Annotated in this window: 19 protein-coding genes; 7 read left to right on the plus strand and 12 right to left on the minus strand. The window is 67.7% G+C overall.

Features of this window, described 5'->3' with window-relative positions:
• Position 1 precedes the first annotated feature (1 nt).
• From RS901_RS12150 to RS901_RS12165, 4 genes are all read left to right on the plus strand, one after another.
• Positions 2–580, plus strand: coding sequence for a class I SAM-dependent methyltransferase (locus RS901_RS12150; protein ID WP_316149012.1), 579 nt, complete (start codon positions 2–4; stop codon positions 578–580).
• Positions 581–717: 137 nt separating this feature from the next.
• Positions 718–1,602, plus strand: coding sequence for a 4-hydroxy-tetrahydrodipicolinate synthase (dapA, locus tag RS901_RS12155; RefSeq protein ID WP_010808980.1), 885 nt, complete (start codon positions 718–720; stop codon positions 1,600–1,602).
• Positions 1,603–1,650: 48 nt separating this feature from the next.
• A complete protein-coding gene (gene bamC, locus RS901_RS12160) occupies positions 1,651–2,871 on the plus strand; it encodes an outer membrane protein assembly factor BamC (protein ID WP_316149013.1) in 1,221 nt (406 codons plus the stop codon).
• Positions 2,872–2,938: 67 nt separating this feature from the next.
• Entirely contained in the window at positions 2,939–3,727 is a 789-nt protein-coding gene (locus RS901_RS12165) for an MBL fold metallo-hydrolase (protein ID WP_114134582.1), read from the plus strand.
• A gap of 91 nt (positions 3,728–3,818) precedes the next feature.
• Here RS901_RS12165 and RS901_RS12170 read toward each other — a convergent pair whose 3' ends face one another.
• Positions 3,819–4,064 carry a hypothetical protein gene (locus tag RS901_RS12170; RefSeq protein WP_013956163.1) on the minus strand — a complete coding sequence of 82 codons (246 nt, stop codon included), beginning with the start codon at positions 4,062–4,064 and terminating at the stop codon, positions 3,819–3,821.
• Between the two features lie 198 nt (positions 4,065–4,262).
• On the minus strand, positions 4,263–5,468 hold the full coding sequence (locus RS901_RS12175; protein ID WP_316149014.1) for a cupin domain-containing protein: 1,206 nt from the start codon (positions 5,466–5,468) through the stop codon (positions 4,263–4,265).
• An 11-nt stretch (positions 5,469–5,479) separates the two neighbouring features.
• On the opposite strand from RS901_RS12175, the gene RS901_RS12180 reads away from it, so the two are divergent.
• Positions 5,480–6,007, plus strand: coding sequence for an FKBP-type peptidyl-prolyl cis-trans isomerase (locus tag RS901_RS12180; RefSeq protein ID WP_026201125.1), 528 nt, complete (start codon positions 5,480–5,482; stop codon positions 6,005–6,007).
• 85 nt (positions 6,008–6,092) lie between these two features.
• Here RS901_RS12180 and RS901_RS12185 read toward each other — a convergent pair whose 3' ends face one another.
• The 6 genes from RS901_RS12185 to RS901_RS12210 form a co-directional block, all read right to left on the minus strand.
• Positions 6,093–7,142: a hypothetical protein gene (locus RS901_RS12185; RefSeq protein ID WP_316149015.1), complete on the minus strand. Its 1,050-nt coding sequence runs from the start codon at positions 7,140–7,142 to the stop codon at positions 6,093–6,095.
• On the minus strand, positions 7,139–9,838 hold the full coding sequence (mutS, locus tag RS901_RS12190; protein WP_316149016.1) for a DNA mismatch repair protein MutS: 2,700 nt from the start codon (positions 9,836–9,838) through the stop codon (positions 7,139–7,141). Before mutS ends, RS901_RS12185 begins: the two co-directional genes overlap by 4 nt.
• A gap of 234 nt (positions 9,839–10,072) precedes the next feature.
• Positions 10,073–10,507, minus strand: a complete 435-nt coding sequence (locus RS901_RS12195) for a universal stress protein (protein ID WP_316149017.1) — start codon at positions 10,505–10,507, stop codon at positions 10,073–10,075.
• Between the two features lie 51 nt (positions 10,508–10,558).
• Positions 10,559–11,671 carry a polyphosphate kinase 2 gene (gene ppk2, locus RS901_RS12200; protein ID WP_316149018.1) on the minus strand — a complete coding sequence of 371 codons (1,113 nt, stop codon included), beginning with the start codon at positions 11,669–11,671 and terminating at the stop codon, positions 10,559–10,561.
• A gap of 13 nt (positions 11,672–11,684) precedes the next feature.
• On the minus strand, positions 11,685–11,900 hold the full coding sequence (locus RS901_RS12205; protein WP_316149019.1) for a YdcH family protein: 216 nt from the start codon (positions 11,898–11,900) through the stop codon (positions 11,685–11,687).
• A 223-nt stretch (positions 11,901–12,123) separates the two neighbouring features.
• Entirely contained in the window at positions 12,124–12,942 is an 819-nt protein-coding gene (locus RS901_RS12210; protein ID WP_316149020.1) for an inositol monophosphatase family protein, read from the minus strand.
• 122 nt (positions 12,943–13,064) lie between these two features.
• On the opposite strand from RS901_RS12210, the gene RS901_RS12215 reads away from it, so the two are divergent.
• Together RS901_RS12215 and cysE are read left to right on the plus strand one after the other, a co-directional pair.
• Positions 13,065–13,964 (plus strand): RNA methyltransferase, encoded by a 900-nt coding sequence (locus RS901_RS12215; protein ID WP_316149021.1) that lies wholly within the window; start codon positions 13,065–13,067, stop codon positions 13,962–13,964.
• 304 nt (positions 13,965–14,268) lie between these two features.
• Entirely contained in the window at positions 14,269–15,012 is a 744-nt protein-coding gene (cysE, locus tag RS901_RS12220) for a serine O-acetyltransferase (protein ID WP_035825307.1), read from the plus strand.
• 30 nt (positions 15,013–15,042) lie between these two features.
• On the opposite strand, the gene RS901_RS12225 is transcribed toward cysE, so the two are convergent.
• The 4 genes from RS901_RS12225 to RS901_RS12240 all read right to left on the minus strand — a co-directional run bounded on the left by RS901_RS12225 (position 15,043) and on the right by RS901_RS12240 (position 17,788).
• Positions 15,043–15,840, minus strand: coding sequence for a UDP-2,3-diacylglucosamine diphosphatase (locus RS901_RS12225; protein WP_316149023.1), 798 nt, complete (start codon positions 15,838–15,840; stop codon positions 15,043–15,045).
• A gap of 66 nt (positions 15,841–15,906) precedes the next feature.
• Complete coding sequence (locus RS901_RS12230; protein WP_013956230.1) at positions 15,907–16,407, minus strand: peptidylprolyl isomerase; 501 nt, start codon at positions 16,405–16,407, stop codon at positions 15,907–15,909.
• A gap of 23 nt (positions 16,408–16,430) precedes the next feature.
• Positions 16,431–17,015 (minus strand): peptidylprolyl isomerase, encoded by a 585-nt coding sequence (locus tag RS901_RS12235; protein WP_316149024.1) that lies wholly within the window; start codon positions 17,013–17,015, stop codon positions 16,431–16,433.
• Between the two features lie 71 nt (positions 17,016–17,086).
• Positions 17,087–17,788 (minus strand): tetratricopeptide repeat protein, encoded by a 702-nt coding sequence (locus RS901_RS12240; RefSeq protein ID WP_316149025.1) that lies wholly within the window; start codon positions 17,786–17,788, stop codon positions 17,087–17,089.
• Positions 17,789–18,069: the final 281 nt, after the last annotated feature.

The following is an 18,069-nucleotide window of genomic DNA, read 5'->3' on the forward strand; positions in this document are numbered from 1 at the left end:
CATGACGCTTGCACACGCCGGACTCTCAGCCCCGTCCCCCTGGGTTGCCCGCTGGGCACACCTGCTGCACCCCGGCGCGCGGGTGCTGGACCTGGCCTGCGGCAGCGGCCGCCATGCCGCCTGGCTGGCGGCGCGCGGCCATGCGGTGCTGGCCGTCGATCGCGACGCCGAGGCCGTCGCCGGCCTGCCGGGCGGCGTGAGCGGCCGGGTGGCCGACCTGGAGCAGGGCGCCTGGCCGCTGGCCGGCGAGGCGCCGTTCGACGCCATCGTCGTCACCAATTACCTGCACCGGCCGCTGTGGCCGCACCTGGCGGCGGCGCTGGCTCCCGGCGGCGTGTGGATCCATGAAACCTTTGCTGCAGGCAATGAAACCGTCGGCAAGCCGTCGCGGCCGGATTTCCTGCTGCGGCCGGGCGAATTGCTCGAAGTGGCGCGCCAGTATGGCCTGCGCGTGGTCGCCTATGAGGATGGCCTGGTCGAAGTGCCGAAAACAGCCTTCGTGCAGCGGATATGTGCGGTGCGCGAGGCGGCTGCAGGCGCCGATGCGCCCGCGCCGGCACGCTACCGGCTCGACGCCTAAGCCAAGCATGGCGCTGTCGGCGAGAATGCTGCTGCACACGTTGAAACAGTTGGTATCAACCCCTGTCCGGGCGGCGGTCGAAGCGGCCAGCGGTTCCGGTACAATCCCGTTATTCGCATCCCGAATTCCTTAACGTTATGACACAGATTACCGGCAGCATCGTCGCCATCGTTACCCCGATGCATGAAGACGGCAGCCTGGACTTCCCGGCCCTGCGCGCATTGGTCGACTGGCACGTGGCCGAAGGCACCGATGGCATCGTGATCGTGGGCACCACCGGCGAGTCCCCGACGGTTTCCGTCGAGGAGCACTGCGAACTGATCCGCGTTGCCGTGGAACAGGCCGGCAAGCGCATCCCGATCATCGCGGGCACCGGCGGCAACTCCACCAAGGAGGCCATCGAGCTGACCGCCTTCGCCAAGAAGGTGGGCGCCGATGCGTCGCTGCAGGTCGTGCCGTACTACAACAAGCCGACCCAGGAAGGCATGTACCGCCATTTCCGCACCATCGCCGAAGCGGTGGAGCTGCCGGTGCTGCTGTACAACGTGCCGGGCCGTACGGTCGCGGACATGAACAACGAGACCATCCTGCGCCTGGCGCAGGTGCCGGGCATTGTCGGCGTCAAGGAAGCGACGGGCAATATCGACCGCGCCGCGCAGCTGATCAAGGATGCGCCGGAAGGCTTTGCCATCTACAGCGGCGACGACCCCACCGCGGTTGCGCTGATCCTGCTGGGCGGCCACGGTAATATCTCGGTCACCGCCAACGTGGCACCGCGCAAGATGCATGAGATGTGCGTCGCGGCGCTCAAGGGCGACGTCGTCACCGCGCGCCGCCTGCACATGGAGCTGATCGGGCTGAACAAGGCCATGTTCATCGAGGCCAACCCGATCCCGGTCAAGTGGGCGCTCCAGCAGATGGGCAGGATGGAAGGCGGTATCCGCCTGCCGCTGACCCCTCTGTCCGAGGCCAACCACGACTATGTACGCAAGGCACTGGCCGCCGCCGGCCTGCTGGCCTGATCTTTCGCGGCGTCCTGCTGTCGCCTCACCTACTAGGATTGCGTGTCAATGAAACTGAAGCTTAACCGCCGCGGCGCGACGCAAGTCCGCCGCGCCGCCCTGGTCGTGCCCGTGCTCGCCGCTGGCGTGATCACCGGCTGCAGCAGCATCAACGAAGCGATGCAGCCGGACAAGATCGACTACAAGTCGTCGGCCTCGAAGCGCACGCCTACGCTGGATATCCCGCCCGACCTGACCAAGCTGGAGGGCGATCGCCGCTATTCGGTGCCCGATGCGAACGGTACCTCGACGCTGTCGACGTACAGCCAGGCCACCAAGGTGCGCGAGCAGTCCCCGAGCGAGAACGTGCTGCCCTCCGCCCAGGGCATCCGCATGGAGCGCGACGGCAACCAGCGCTGGCTGGTGATCAGCAACGGCATGCGCGGCGACCAACTGTGGCAGCAACTGCGCGGCTTCTGGCAGGAAAGCGGTTTCCTGCTGGTGCAGGACTCGCCCGAGACCGGCATCATGGAAACGGACTGGGCCGAGAACCGCGCGAAGATCCCGCAGGACATCATCCGCAATACCATCGGCAAGGTCTTCGACGGCTTGTACTCGACCTCGGAGCGCGACAAGTTCCGCACCCGCGTCGAGCGTTCGCAGAACGGCACGCTGGAGGTCTTCATCAGCCACCGCGGCGCGCAGGAGCAGCTGACCGGCATCGACAAGTCGAGCACGGTCTGGACCCCGCGTCCGGCCGATCCTGAGCTGGAAGCCGAATTCCTGTCGCGTCTGGCCCAGCGCCTGGGCGTGCAGAAGGAACAGGCCGACCGCATGGCCAAGAACCCGGCGGCGGCGGGCAATACCGCAGCCGCCGCCGCTGCCGGCGCCGCAGCCGCCGCTGGTGCCGATGGCGCCGCGCCGGGCAAGTCGTACCTGTCCCAGGTCAACGGCGCCCCGGCGCTGCAGCTGCCCGAGCCGTTCGACCGCGCCTGGCGCTCGGTCGGCCTGTCGCTGGACCGCGTGAACTTCACCGTGGAAGACCGCGACCGCGGCCAGGGCCTGTACTACGTGCGCTATGTCGACCCGCGCACCGTTGCCGACAGCCGTGGCTTCTTCTCCAAGCTGTTCACCAAGCCGGACGATGCCAAGACCGCCAAGAAGTATCGCGTGGCGCTCAAGGGCACGGGCAGCGGCACGCTGGTGACGGTGCTCAACGATGCCGGCCAGCCTGAGAACGGCGAAATCGGCAAGCGCATCCTGTCGCTGATCGACGAGCAACTGCACTGAGCCGGCGCATGACTGCTGGCTTGCCGGCCGGCCTTCCTGGCCGGTGCCTGGCGGGGAGGGCGCTGCCATGATGCGCTTCGCCTTCCTCGGCAGCGGCAGCGAGGGCAACTCGCTGCTGATCGAATCCCGCGAAGACACCACCACCACGCGCGTGCTGCTGGACTGCGGCTTCGGCATCCGCGAGACCGCCCGGCGCCTGGAGCGCCTGGGCGTCGCGCCGGACCAGCTCGACGCCGTGCTGGTCACGCACGAGCATGGCGACCACGTCGGCTCGGCTTATGCCTTTGCCGCCCGCCATCGCCTGGCGGTCTACACCAGCCACGGTACCTGGCTGGCGACCTCGCACCTGCGCGGCGCCGATGCGGCCGACGTGCGCGTCTGCTGCGCCGACCATGCCTTTGCCATCGGCGGACTGCAGGTGCTGCCGTACACCGTGCCGCACGATGCGCGCGAGCCGCTGCAGTTTGTCTTGTCGGACGGGCAGGCGAGGCTGGGCGTGCTGACCGATGCGGGCATGGAGACGCCCTACGTGACGGCGCGCCTGGCAGGTGTGGATGCACTGGTGCTGGAATGCAACCATGACCGCGAGATGCTGCGCAATTCGGTCTATCCGGCTTCGCTGAAGCGGCGCATCGGCGGGGACTTCGGCCACCTGGCCAATGAAGTGGCGGCCAGTATCCTGGCGCAAGTTGCCCATGCCGGCCTGAACCGCGTGGTCGCGGCCCACCTCAGCAAGCAGAACAATACGCGTGAGCTGGCGACCGGGGCGCTGGCGGTGGCATTGGGGGCGCTGCCGTCCGAGGTGCTGGTGGCAGACCAGGACGAGGGCCTGGACTGGCAGGCGGTGCGCGCCTGAGGGATACCTGGATGCGGCACGCAGTGCAGTAGCGGCGCCCAGATAAAAAAAACCGGCCCGAAGGCCGGTTTTTTCATCGGTCAGGAACCGATTACTGCTTGGCAGCCGGAGCCGAAGCGTCAGCAGCGGCAGCAGCCGGGGCTTCAGCAGCCGGAGCCGAAGCGTCAGCAGCGGCAGCAGCCGGGGCTGCAGCAGCGGGAGCCGAAGCTTCAGCAGCCGGAGCGGCAGCAGCCGGAGCAGCCGTTTCAGCGGCCGGAGCGGCAGCTTCTTCCTTCTTGCCGCAAGCGGCGAGAGCAACAGCGGCCAGCAGCGATGCGATCAGGAGAGACTTCTTCATTGTTCGTCCTTTAACTTGTAATAACGGAAAACAGGCGATGAATAATTACCGGTAATTATCGCTCTTGAACTGCAAATAGAGGCCCTCCCGGGTCCCGATAAATGCAATGGTCCACAGTACTAGCCAGCCGACGATTATATCCGCGTTTTCCCGGCTTGTGTAGCGCCGAAATTTACTGATTCGCAATGTTACGCATTATTACAGCCGCGGGCCCAATTGCAGCCATCCTTCCAGCGTCCAGTGATGGAAAGTTTCCATCAGATCGGGAAGATCCGCGCAAGTCGCAACATCTTCGCCACTAAGTTGCCGATAATCGGCCAACTTTTTCAGCCACTGCATCAGTTCGGCCGGCGGCTCGTAGGCTTCTCCATTGAGGAAGAAATTCGCGCGGTCGTAAAGCGCAATCGATGCCGATGGCAGGACGACACCATGGCGGGCCGCCAGTGTCGCATAACGACGCAACGGCATGTCCGGTATCTCTGCGAATTCAACGCCAGGCTTGGGTTCTGACAGATGGCTGCCGAGGAATTCAGACACCATCTGGCTATTCCATTGCAGCGCCTTGAGCCGCTCGGCGACTGCCTTGGCCATGCCGGCGGGCAACTGCGCGGGCCGCGTGGCGGCGCGCTCGCCGGCATCGGCATAACGGCCGCCGAGGTCTTCGTTGTCTTCCACCGTTTCAGACAGCCAGGCCAGGAAATGCCCGGCCAGTTCGCGGTAGGCCGGCGCGCGGAAGCCGATCGAGCAGGTCATGCATTCGCCCTCGGCAATGCCATCGTGCGCATATTGCGGCGGCAGGTAGAGCATGTCGCCGGGTTCGAGCACCCATTCCTGTTCCGCGTTGAAGTCGGCGAGGATCTTCAGCGGCATGTCCGGGATCAGCTCAAGGCTGGTCTGCGACGAAATGCGCCAGCGGCGCCGGCCCGAGACTTGCAGCAGGAACACGTCGTAGGAGTCGAAGTGCGGGCCCACGCCGCCGCCGTCGGTGGCGTAGCTGATCATCAGGTCGTCCAGGCGCGCATCGGGCACGAAACGGAAGCGGCCCATCAGCTCCGCCGCCGCGGCGTCGTGCAGATTTACCCCTTGCACCAGCAGGGTCCACTGGCGGGTCTTGACGCCGGGCAGGTTTTCGCGCGCAAATGGGCCATGCGCGAGTTTCCAGCGGTTGCGGAAGTGCGTCACCAGGCGCGATTCGACGTCGTCGCTGTCGGCCAGGTCGAAAAGCGCTTCGCGCGACACAGGCGGCACGATTCCGGGTACTGCCTGTCGAATCAGCAGGGGCTTGCGATGCCAGACATCCCGCATGAATGCAGCAGGCGTCATGCCACCAAGCAGGTCGAGCGGAGTGTCTGGATCGACGGGGCCAGGGGGCAGGGCCTGCGCGTATAATGCGGAATCGTTCATGGAGTCAAGAATTGAAAATCGCTAAGAATACTGTGGTGTCCGTGATGTACAAGCTATCGGACGCGCAAGGCAATCTGATCGAGGAGTCAGATGAAGCCATGGTTTATTTGCACGGCGGGTATGATGGCACGTTCCCCAAGATCGAGGAAGCGCTCGACGGTCACGACGCGGGCTTCGAGACCCAGCTGCAGCTGGAGCCGGAAGACGCGTTCGGCGACTACGACGCCGATATGGTGAAGGTCGAGCCGCGCAACCGCTTCCCCGAGCCGCTGGAAGTCGGCATGCAGTTCGAAGGCATGCCCGAAGATGGCGACGAAGAGGACTCCGTCATCTACACCGTGACCGACGTGGCCGAGGACAAGGTCGTGCTGGATGGCAACCATCCGCTGGCCGGCATGGCGCTGCGCTTCTGGCTGAAGGTCTCCGAAGTCCGCGAGGCCACCGCCGAGGAAATCGAGCACGGCCACGCCCATGGCGCCTCGGGCGTTGAAGTCGTGGATGAGGACGAGGACGACGACACGCCGCGCACGCTGCACTGATCGCGCTGCACAGATCGTATTCCGCACCCTGAGAAAAAGCCGGCCGCAGCCGGCTTTTTCGTTTTCGGCCGGACCGCAAGCCGGCTCAGTGCAACGCCGGTGCGTCCTTGAGCATGACCGCGAACGGTGACGCCGCGCCTGGCGTGATCACCAGCTCGGCCCATTGCGAGACCGTGTTGGCGGGCAGCGACACGCGCGTGAAGTTCTGCATGACCTTGTCGGCCGCGTCGCGTAGCGGCTTGTCGATGCCGAAGCCGTTGTCGGCCCCGTTGGCCCCGTTTCCGCCCGCATGCACCAGCAGCACCTGGCCGCGGAAACGACCGGCCAGATTGCGCAGCTGGCGCTTGAATTCCAGGTAGCCATCGCGGGTGCGGTGGCGCATGAAGCCGTCCAGCAGCGTCGGGCGGCCTTTCTTCTCCCAGCCGTTGGCAAAATGCGGGTCGGCGTGGACCACCACCACGATGCCGTTCATGTCGCGTTGCCGCGCCACCGAGAACGCGCGCGCCAGCCACTGGCGGTTGGCCTCGCGCCGGTCCTCGAACTCGCCGTTGCGCCCGCCTTCGTTGCGGTAGTGGTTGTTGTCGCCCGGCAGGTTCATGCCGACGAGCAGGATATCGCCCACCTCCATGCGCATGTTCTCGCGGAAACTGCGGAACAGCGCCTGGTCCGACTGCCGCAACAGCGGCCGCGGATGCCGGCCGAGCGTGGCGTCCTCGGGGAAGAACAGCTCACGCAGCCGGTTCAGGCGCTCGACCGCGTCAAAGCCGCCGTTGACCGGCAGCCGGCATTCGGACCAGTCGGTCTCGCCGGGCACGTAGACCAGCGGCAGCGGCGACTGGTTCAGCAGTTGCTGGCGGTTGCCCAGCACCGCATCGCTGCACGATTCCGTATCGCCCTTGATGCCGCCGGCATGAATGACCAGGTCCAGCTTGCGCTCGCCGAAATAGTCGAGCAGTGCTGCCGCGTTGGCCTCGGCGGCCGGCCACTGGGGCAGGTCGGCGATCAGCGCGATGCGCGTCAGCTGTGGCCGGGCCGGTGCCTTGGCGCCGCGGCCGGCGGGCGCGGCCGATGCCATGCCGGCCGTGCAAAGCAGCGGCAGCAGCATGGCAAGCAGGGCACGGCGCGCACCGTTCATGCGGCGTCGAGCGCCTCGCCTGCCAGTGCCTTGAGCCGGTACAGCGCCTCCAGCGCGGCGCGCGGCGTCAGGGTGTCGGGGTCCAGGCCGGCCAGCGCATCGACCAGCGCGGCCTGTTCGGGTGCGAGCGCGGGCGCGAGCGGCGCGGACACGGTCGCCGGGGCGGCGCCGAAGTCGTCCTCGTCGTCCTCGGGCGTTGGCGGTGCCGCGAACAGGTCCAGCTGCGGCGTGGGCGTGGCGTCGGCCGATTGCTGCTCCAGCCAGGCCAGGTGCTTGCGCGCGGCGCGGATCACCGGCTGCGGCACGCCGGCCAGCTGCGCCACCTGCAGGCCATAGCTCTGGCTGGCGGGGCCGTCCTGCACCGCGTGCAGGAAGACAATGCCGTCGCCATGCTCGACCGCCGACAGGTGCACGTTGGCCGCCTGCGGGAACTCTTGCGGCAGTTGTGTCAGCTCGAAGTAATGCGTGGCGAAGAGGGTATGGCTGCGATTGTGCGACAGCAGGTGGCGCGCGATCGCCCAGGCCAGCGCCAGCCCGTCGAAGGTCGACGTGCCGCGTCCGATCTCGTCCATCAGCACCAGCGAAGCCGGGGTCGCGTGGTGCAGAATGCCGGCGGCCTCGGTCATCTCCACCATGAAGGTGGAGCGGCCGCCCGCGAGGTCATCGGCGGCGCCGATGCGGGTAAAGATGCGGTCGATCGGCCCGATCACCGCGCGCCGTGCCGGCACGTAGGCGCCGACACAGGCCAGCAGCACGATCAGTGCGGTCTGGCGCATGAAGGTCGACTTGCCGCCCATGTTCGGGCCGGTGATCAGCAAGAGCTTGCGCGCTTCGTTGAGCTGGCAGTCGTTGGCGATGAACGCCACCGACTCCGCCGCGAGCTGGTCTTCGACCACTGGATGACGCCCCTGCACGATGTCGACCACGTTCTCGGCAACGCGCTCCGGCGCGGACCAGTCCAGTGTCTGCGCGCGCTCGGCCAGTGCCGTCAGCACGTCCAGGCGCGCCAGTGCGCCCGCCACCCGCTGCAGCTCGCCGATATGCGGCAGCAGCGCCTGCAGCAGGCCGTCATAGAGCTGCTTCTCGCGCGCGAGCGCGCGGTCCTGCGCCGACAGCGCCTTGTCTTCGAAGGCCTTCAGCTCAGGCGTGATGTAGCGCTCGGCATTCTTCAGCGTCTGGCGGCGGCGGTAGTCGTCGGGCACCTTGTCGGCCTGGCCGTTGGTGACCTCGATATAGAAGCCATGCACTCGGTTGAACTCGACGCGCAGGTTGGCAATGCCGGTGCGGGCGCGTTCGCGCGTTTCCAGGTCGATCAGGAACTGGCCGCAGTTCTCGGAGATGTCGCGCAGTTCATCCAGGCCGGCATCGTAGCCGCGCGCGATCACGCCGCCGTCGCGCACCACGGTGGCCGGCTCGTCGGCCACGGCGCGCACCAGCAGGTCCAGGCAGTCTTGCGGCACGGCCAGGTCGTGCAGGGTCTGCGCCAGCAGGGTGCTGCCCTGGTCGTCACGGATGCAGGCCTGGACGTCCGGCAGCGCGCGCAAGGTGTCGCGCAGCGAGGACAGGTCGCGCGGCCGCGCATTGAGCAGCGCCAGCCGCGAGGTGATGCGCTCGACGTCGGCCAGCCGGCGCAGCGCCGCGCGCAAGGCATCGGTGCCCTGGTCGATCAGCACGCCGATGGCCTGCTGGCGTGCCTGCGGCAGCGCCGGGTCGCGCAGCGGGTGGTGCAGCCAGTGGCGCAGCGCGCGGCTGCCCATGGCCGTGCAGCAGGTGTCCAGCAGCGAGAACAGCGTCGGCGACTCGCCGCCGCGCAGGGTCTCGGTCAGCTCCAGGTTGCGCCGCGTGGCGGAATCCAGGCCGACGTACTCCGATTCGCGCTCCACCTTCACGCCCTGCACATGGCGCAGCGACTGGCCCTGCGTGGTGGCGGCGTAGTTCAGCAGCGCGCCGGCCGCGCCCAGCGCGGCACCCAGCCCGGCACAGCCGAACGGGTCCAGGCTAGCCACGCCCAGCTGCTCGCGCAGCCGGCGCGTGCCGGCGTCCTGGTCGAAGTGCCATTCGGGCAGGCGGGTACGCGCGCACGCCAGCGCGGGCAGCTCGATGCCATCGGCATACAGCAGCTCGGCCGGGCGGATGCGCTCCAGCTCGCGGCCCAGTTGCGCCGCCTCGCATTCCATCAGGCGCAGCTCGCCGCTGGCCAGGTTCAGCCACGCCAGCCCGGTCTTGCTGACGCCGCGGCGCGTGGTCTGCTGGTGCACCGCCATCAGGAAGGTATCGGCCTTGTCCGGCAGCAGCGCCGCATCGGTCAGCGTGCCCGGGGTGACGATGCGCACCACCTTGCGCTCCACCGGCCCCTTGCTGGTGGCCGGGTCGCCGATCTGCTCGCAGATCGCCACGGATTCTCCCAGCTTCACCAGGCGCGCCAGGTACTGGTCCGCCGAATGGAAGGGGATGCCGGCCATGCGGATCGGCACCCCGTTGGAGGCGCCGCGCGCGGTCAGCGTGATGTCGAGCAGGCGCGCGGCCTTTTCGGCATCGTCGTGGAAGAGTTCGTAGAAGTCACCCATGCGGTAGAACAGCAGGGTGTCGGGGTGGTCTGCCTTGATGCGGAGATACTGCTGCATCATCGGCGTGTGGCGGCTCGCGGACGAATCTGCCTGCGCCTGTTCCGGGTCGGTTTTCTTCTGCAATCCCATTGCCATTTAGCCTGTCTGGCGGTGGGCCTGCCTGATGCTGCCCGCTCCGCTCGGATCGCCGCCTTGCGCAAGCCGGATGGCGGCCGCGCGGGGCGTCCGGGCGGTCATCCGGCGGCCTGGGGCCGTGGCGCGAAGGGGCGTTTTCGAATATGGGCGATATGGTACAGCACGGGGCAGCGGTTGCCGCGCCGCGTGGGCCGGATCTGGCCCGGCGGCGGGGTCAGCGGCGTGCCGTCAGCGGAACACCAGCACCGGCACGTCGCTGTGGGTCAGCACCTTCTGCGTCTCGCTGCCCAGCAGCAGCCCGCTGATGCCCTTGCGGCCGTGCGAGGCCATGAAGATGACGTCGCAACCCAGGTCCCGGGCGGCGTTGATGATGCCGTGATACGGGGCGCTGGCGGCCGAGATGTGGCCCGCGCAGGGGACGCCGGCCATTGCCGCCGCAGCCTCGATCTTGACCAGTTCCTGGCGCGCCAGTGCTTCCACGCGTTGCTGGAACACCTCGCGCCTCTCATGGGTGCTGTCGCTGCCCACCATGTAGGGGTAGGTCTCCACGCACATGTAGGGCGTCAGGCGCGCCGCGGCGGTGCGGGCAAACTGGATGGCGGCGGACACGGCCTTGTGGGACAGCTCGGAACCGTCGACAGGCAGCAGGATGTGCTTGAACATAGGGGCCTCGGTAAAGGGGAAACGGAAGTAATGCGGGAGTAGGGGGCGAGTTCAGTTGGCCAGCGCGCGTCCCACGATCAGCGGATCGGGCTGCCCGATGGCAGTGGTGTCCCGGTTGCCGTAGGGGAAGCGCGACAGGATGGAGCGCAGCGCGTTGAGCCGCGCGCGCTTCTTGCAGTCCGAGCGGATGACCGTCCACGGCGCATCGGCGGTGTCGGTGTGGGCGAACATTGCCTCCTTGGCCTCGGTGTAGTCGTCCCATTTGTCCAGCGAGGCAACGTCGACCGGGCTCAGCTTCCATTGCTTGAGCGGGTGGATCTCGCGCTCGCGGAAGCGCCGGCGCTGTTCCTTCTGGCTGACCGAGAACCAGAACTTGAACAGGTGGATGCCGCTGCGCACCAGATGCCGCTCGAAGTCCGGCGCCTGCTGCAGGAAGTCCTGGTATTCGCGCTGCGAGCAGAAGCCCATCACGTGTTCCACGCCGGCGCGGTTGTACCAGGAGCGGTCGAATAGCACGATCTCGCCGGCCGACGGCAGGTGCTGCACATAGCGCTGGAAGTACCATTGCCCGCGCTCGGCCTCGGTGGGTTTTTCCAGCGCGACCACGCGCGCGCCGCGCGGGTTCATGTGTTCCATGAAGCGTTTGATGGTGCCGCCCTTGCCGGCGGCGTCGCGGCCTTCGAACACGATCACCACGCGCTGGCCGGTCTCGCGCACCCAGGCCTGGAACTTGAGCAGCTCCACCTGCAGGCGGTACTTCTGCTTCTCGTAATTGCGCCGCGACATCAGGTTCTGGTACGGGTACGCGCCTTCGCGCCAGCCCGCGGACAGCTCGTCGTCCGGATGGCGCTTGCGGCCGGCCTGCCAGGTGGCGGGATCGCCTTCGAGGATCAAGCTGCGCAACTGCGCGGCCTCGTCGGGCGCCAGGCCGTCAAGCAGCGTGCGCATGGCGTCGAGCATGTCGGCGCCGTGGCCGGCGCGGCTGGCCAGGATGTCCTGCATGCTGCTGGCCGCCAGCTGCACCGCGGCATCGACGGCGCTGTCGACTTCATTGCGCTGGGCTGAAAGCGCCGAGTTGGTGGGCAGTACGTCGCCCCTGGCCGTGGCACGGGCGCGTGGCGGGGTGGCGGCGTGGGCGGACGGGATGGTGTCGCGATCGGTCATCTGCGGTCCTCCGTCAGGCTGCGGTCTTGCGCAGGATCTCGTAGAGCTGGTCCTTGAGCAGGAGCTTTTCTTTCTTCAGCCGCTCGATCTCGAAGGTGGAGGCCGGCACCAGCCCCGATTCCATGTTGTGGATTTCCTGGTCCAGCGCGTTGTGGCGGTGGAACAGGCGCGCGAAGCGGGCATCCTGCGTCTTCAGGGCGGTGATCTGGTCGCGGTATTCGGGAAACATGCTGGCTCTCCTGCTGGATCCGCGCGCACGGGGCGTGGCGCATGGTTTCATTTTGAGGAGGGCGGGGTGGGGCGACCTTGACGAGGATCATGGCCGTCTGGGGAATGAGAAGGATCTGCAGTGCAAGGCGCGGTGGCGGGCGGGGCGCACCATGCAAAACGCCCGCCGGGGTGCGGCGGGCGTCGGGGTATGGCTGATCTGGCGGTTAGACCAGGTGCCGGTATCAGGCGGCGGGCTTGGCGTTGTCCAGCGAGAACGGCGACAGCAGGCGCACCATCTGGGCGAACGCCTTGGGGTTGCCGGCCAGCACTTCGCCCTGTTCCATCTGGCGCGGCTCGCCGGCGTAGTTGCCGACCAGGCCGCCCGATTCGGTGATCAGCAGCATGCCTGCAGCCATGTCCCACGGCTGCAGGCCGCGCTCGAAGAAGCCGTCCAGGCGGCCGCAGGCCACATAGGCCAGGTCCAGCGCGGCGGCGCCCGGGCGGCGCAGGCCGGCGCAGCTGCGGGTCATCAGCGCGAACATCTCCAGGTATTCGTCCATGCCTTCCAGGTCGCGGAACGGGAAGCCGGTGCCGATCAGGCAGTCGGCCAGCTTGTCGCGGCGCGTGACGCGGATGCGGCGGTTGTTCAGGAAGGCGCCGGCGCCCTTGCTGGCGGTGAAGAGTTCGTCGCGGGTCGGGTCGTAGACCACGGCCTGCACGGGCGTGCCGCGGTGCAGCTGGGCGATCGAGACCGCGTATTGCGGGAAGCCGTGGATGAAGTTGGTGGTGCCGTCCAGCGGGTCGATGACCCAGGTGTACTCGTGGGCGTCTTCGCCCTCGGCCCAGGACTGGCCGGATTCTTCCGCTAGAATGCCGTGTTCCGGGTAGGCCGTGCGCAGGATCTCGATGACCGCGGCTTCGGCGGCGCGGTCCACCTCGGTGACAAAATCGTTGTGTTGCTTGCGCGAGACGCGCACCAGATCGACGTCGAGCGACGCGCGGTTGATGATGGATCCCGCCTTGCGGGCCGCCTTGATGGCGATATTGAGCATCGGATGCATGAATCTCTCCAGGCCGGCCACGACGACGCGGCGGGGCGCAAAAGCGCCGCACGCCCGCTCATGGGCAGCTGACAACACAACGGATTGTAGAAGAACGTCGGGCGTCGCCGGTTCTGCTGCAAATGTGCCGCGAGAGTCTCGCGAGCAAGCAAAAACCTGGCGCCGCGCCAAAGAAGAACCCCGAATTGTATATGAACCCGGCAATTGATACGAGCCAGCCCGCTGCCGATGGCAACGGCGGTGACACCGGCGGTGACGCTTTCGGCCGCGTGCGCTTCGTGCTGGTCGAAACCAGCCACCCGGGCAACGTGGGCTCGGTGGCACGCGCGATCAAGACCATGGGCTTCGGCAGCCTGGTGCTGGTCTCGCCACGTGAGCCGGATGTGCTGCGGCACCCCGACGCCATCGCCATGGCCAGCGGTGCCGACGATGTGCTGGCAGGCGCGCTCATCGTCGACCAGGTCGACGCGGCGCTGGCCGGCGCCGCGCTGACCGTGGCGATGACCGCGCGCCACCGCGAGTTCGGCCCGCCGCGGCTGCTGCCGCGCGCGGCAGCGGAACGCGCGCGCCAGACGCTGTCCGGCAGCGGCGGCGTTGCCTTCGTATTCGGCAACGAGCGCTATGGCCTGCCCAATGAAGTGGTCGAGCGCTGCAACGCCGTCACCCATATCCCCGCCAATCCCGCCTATACCTCGCTGAACCTGGCGCAGGCGGTGCAGCTCATCGCCTACGAGTTGCGGCTGGCGCTGCTGGAGGCGGCCCCGGACGCCGGCGCCAATATCGGCTATGCTGGTGAGCCGGCCACGGCCGAGCAGGTCGAGGCCATGTTTGGACATCTGCAGACGGGCCTGGAGGCAATCGGCTTTCTCGATCCGTCCAACCCGCGCAGGCTGATGACCCGGCTGCGCCGGCTGCTGGCACGCAGCGGCCTGGAGCGCGAGGAAGTGAATATCCTTCGCGGCATCGCCAAGCATATGCTGATCGCCGCGCAGAACCAGCCGGGCCCGGACCAGGACCGGTGACAGGAGCAAGGACAGTGGCAGCAAACCGGAGCGATTCGATGCAGGGCGATGCAGGCACGCGCGGCAAGCGCGCGCGCTGTCGCCTTGCGGCTGCGGGTTTGCGCAGGCCCGGGCGATGTTGATCGCAGCATCGCCGCAATGTCCCTGACGGATCAGGGGCCAAACACCGGTACCCCAAGCGGGTCCGGCAAATCACTTACACTCCCTGATCCCATCCCCACCGGCCACTGACCGCGCCGGCGACCCTGCCCCGGGCACTGCCCGCGTGGCGCGGCGCACGGCGCGGCAACACGACACGACCAAGATGTTCTCTCGCCTGAAGGAAGATATCGACACGATCATGCTGCGCGATCCCGCCGCGCGCAGCCGCCTGGAAGTGCTGACCTGCTACCCCGGCCTGCATGCCGTGGTGTTCCACCGCTTTGCGCATGGATGCTGGAACGCGGGCTTCCACTGGCTGGGGCGCTGGATCTCGCACTGGGCGCGGTTTTTCACCGGCATCGAAATCCATCCGGCGGTCAAGCTGGGCCGGCGCGTATTCATCGACCACGGCATGGGCGTGGTGATCGGCGAGACCGCCGAGATCGGCGATGACTGCACCATCTACCAGGGCGTGACGCTGGGCGGCACCTCGCTGTACAAGGGCCAGAAGCGGCACCCCACGCTGGGTGCCAACGTGGTGGTGAGCGCGGGCGCCAAGGTGCTGGGCGGATTCGTGGTGGGTGACGGCGCGCGCGTGGGCTCCAACGCGGTGGTGCTCAAGCCGGTGCCGCCGGGCGCGACCGCCGTGGGCATCCCGGCCCGCATCATCCTGCCGGATGCGCCATCGGCGCAGCAGGGTGCCAAGCAGGAGTTCTCGGCCTACGGCATCACGCCCAATGCGGACGATCCGGTGTCGCTGGCGCTCAAGAGCCTGATCGACAATGCGGGGCGCCAGCACGACCGCATCGAGGCGGTGCTGGCCGCGCTCGACCGGCTTGGCGAACACCTGGAGAACACGCCGAACGATCCCTTCGACGCGAGCGAACTGCGCAGGCTGATGAAGTGAGCGGGGAAGGAACCGGGCCGGCGCTGCCGCTCAGTCCGTCTGCGGCAACAGGCGGAAGCCGTCGCGATCCAGTTGCAGCACTGCGGCGCGCGGATGGGCGCCGTCCAGGTCCCAGTCAGTGAGCACCCAGCGCACGCCGGCGGCTTCTTCATGCCGTGCCGGGCGGTGCGTGTGTCCATGCACCAGCAGCGACGCACCGGCGGCACCGAGCAACTCGGCCGCGGCGGCGGGCGCCACGTCACCATAAATCACCGGCACGGACGCCCCTGCGCTCAACTGCCTGGCGCGGTTGCCTTCACTGTCTGCCCGCAGCTTGCGGGCGATCGACAGACGCGCGCTCAGCGGCAGTGCCAGGAACACGCGCTGCACCCAGCCCTTGCGGGTCCAGCGGCGGAAGCGGTTATAGCGTTCGTCGTCGATGCACAGCATGTCGCCGTGGCTCAGCACCACGCGCTGGCCGGCACAGTGGATCACGGTGGGGTCGGGCAGCAGGCTGGCACCGGCCGCGCTGGCGAAGCGCTTGCCCAGCAGGAAGTCCCGGTTGCCGTGCATCAGGTACACGGCCACGCCGCGCGCGGCCAGTGCGCGCAGGGCGCCGGTCACGCGCTGCGCGAAGGGCGAGTCGGTTTCTTCGTCGCCGATCCAGAATTCAAAGAAGTCGCCCAGGATGAACAGCGTGCGCGCGTGCTGCGCGGCGCGCTCGAGCGTGCGCTCGAAGGCCGCCAGCGTGCGGGGCATGCCGGGCGTCAGGTGCAGGTCTGAAATGAACCACGCCGGCGCCTGTGCCTCGAAGGGACCGGCCACCGGCGTGTGGGGGATTGCGGTCATGCGCGGTGTCGGAGGGGGAATGCCGGCACGTGGATGCGCACGGAACCGCAATCGGCAGGCATCGGCTTACTCGACGATGACGGCCTTCTCGATCACCACGTCTTCCAGCGGCACGTCCTGGTGGAAGCCCGAGCTGCCGGTGCGCACGCCCTTGATCTGGTCAACCACGTCGGTGCCTTCCACCACCTTGCCGAACACGGCATAGCCGAAGCCCTGCGGCGTGGGCGACGAGAAGTTCAGGAAGTCGTTGTCGACCACGTTGATGAAGAACTGCGCGGTGGCCGAGTGCGGGGCGTTGGTGCGAGCCATGGCCACGGTGTAGCGGTCATTCTTCAGGCCGTTGCCGGCTTCGTTCTCGATCGGGGCGTCGGTGCCCTTTTGCTTCATGCCGGGCTCGAAGCCGCCGCCCTGGACCATGAAGTTCTTGATCACGCGGTGGAAGATGGTGTTGTCGTAGTGGCCCTTGCGCACGTACGACAGGAAGTTCTCGACCGACTTCGGGGCCTTTTCGGCGTCGAGTTCAATGGTGATGACACCCTGGTTGGTGTGGAGCTGGACCTTGGACATGGGATTTCCTCTGTTCGGTAATGTTATTTGACGACGGTGGCCGACTCGATCACGATCGGCGCGGCCGGCACATTGCGCATGGGGCCATAGGCCGTGGTCGGCACGCTCTTGATCTTGTCGATCGTCTCCATGCCTTCCACCACCTTGCCGAAGACTGCGTAGCCGTTGCCGTCCGGCTGCGGGTAGTCGAGATTCGAATTATCCACCACATTGACGAAGAACTGCGCGGTGGCCGAGTTGGGGTCGCTGGTGCGTGCCATGGCTACCGTGCCGGCCTTGTTCTTCAGGCCGCCGCGGGCTTCCAGCGGAATCGGCGCACGGGTGGGCTTTTCCTTCATGTCGCGGTCAAAGCCGCCGCCCTGCACCATGAAGCCATTGATCACGCGATGGAAGATGGTGCCACTGTAGAAGCCGCTCTTCACATATTCCAGGAAGTTCGCGACGGTTTTGGGCGCGGCCTCGGGGTAAAGCTCGATGGTGAACTTGCCGGCACTGGTGACGAACTGGACGCGCTCGGCGGCCTTTTGCTGCGCCAGCGCGCTGAACGAGGACAGTGCCAGGGCGCCTGCGGTCAGGCCGGCCAGGACGATGCGACGGGAACGGATCATGAAGGAACTCCGGTAAGTCTGGATGCACATGGTTCGGGCGCGCCGCGCCCGGACCTTGGAATGGGTGGCCGTCAGTTGGCCGCAGGGGCGCTGGCAGGTGCCTGGCGCTGCGCCGGCGTCGCCTTGCGGCCAGTGCCGGCGGGCGCCGCCGGCGACGCGGCATCAGGGTTCAGCTGGCGCAGGCCGGTGCTGGCGCGGGCATCGCCCGGATTGCGGCGCAGCGCTTCGGTGTAGGCCTGCTCGGCCAGGCGGCGGTAGACGTCGCCGAGGTTGGTGTAGCCAATGGCAAAGCCCGGCTTGACTTCGGTGGCCAGCAGCAACTCGGTCTCGGCGCGCTTCAGGTCGCCGCGCTTGGCGTAGAGCAGCGCCAGGTTGTTGTGGGGCTCGGGCAGTTCCGGGAAGTCCTGCGCCATTTCGGCAAAGGCCTGGATGGCGGCGTCCTCGCGGCCGGACTGGGCCAGGGCCCAGGCGCGCTGGAAGCGTGCCTGCGCATTGCGCGGGTTGGCGGCCAGCACGCGGTCGAAGCCCTTGATGGCTTCGTCGTAGCGGCGCGCGTTGGCGGCCTGCTGGGCCTCGCTCATGCCAGGGTCGGTCGACTGGATGCCACCGGCCGGCGCTGTCGGCGCGGCCAGCGACAACGGGCCGTTCTGCGCGTAGGCAGGGGCCGCCAGCGCGGCGGCCAGGGCCAGCAGGGGCAGTACGGCGCGATGGCCGCGTCGGCGCGCGGGGGCGGCGAACATGGCAGAAGACGGGGAGGGCAGCGGCAGGCTCATTGAGGACAGGTCCGTTATACTCCGCGGCATTCTAGCAAAGCGGCAAGTCCGGCACGAAGGGCGATGCCATCGGGGCAGCGGGCGCGGCATCTCGCGCGGCCTGGCAGCGCCGTGCCGGGGGCAACCAGCGCACCGCCTTCCGGTAAGATATGGGGCGCGACGGAATTGCGCCAGTGGCCGCGTTGCCGCCGGCGGCCTGCCAGGCGCCGGGCAACCGGCGCCACGGCCCGCGCTGCCTGCTGTGCGAACCCCGGCAGTCTCCTCTCACCACTCACTTCGTT

Origin of the sequence: Cupriavidus sp. BIC8F, assembly GCF_032465815.1 — a bacterium.
GTDB classification, from domain to species: Bacteria; Pseudomonadota; Gammaproteobacteria; order Burkholderiales; family Burkholderiaceae; genus Cupriavidus; species Cupriavidus necator.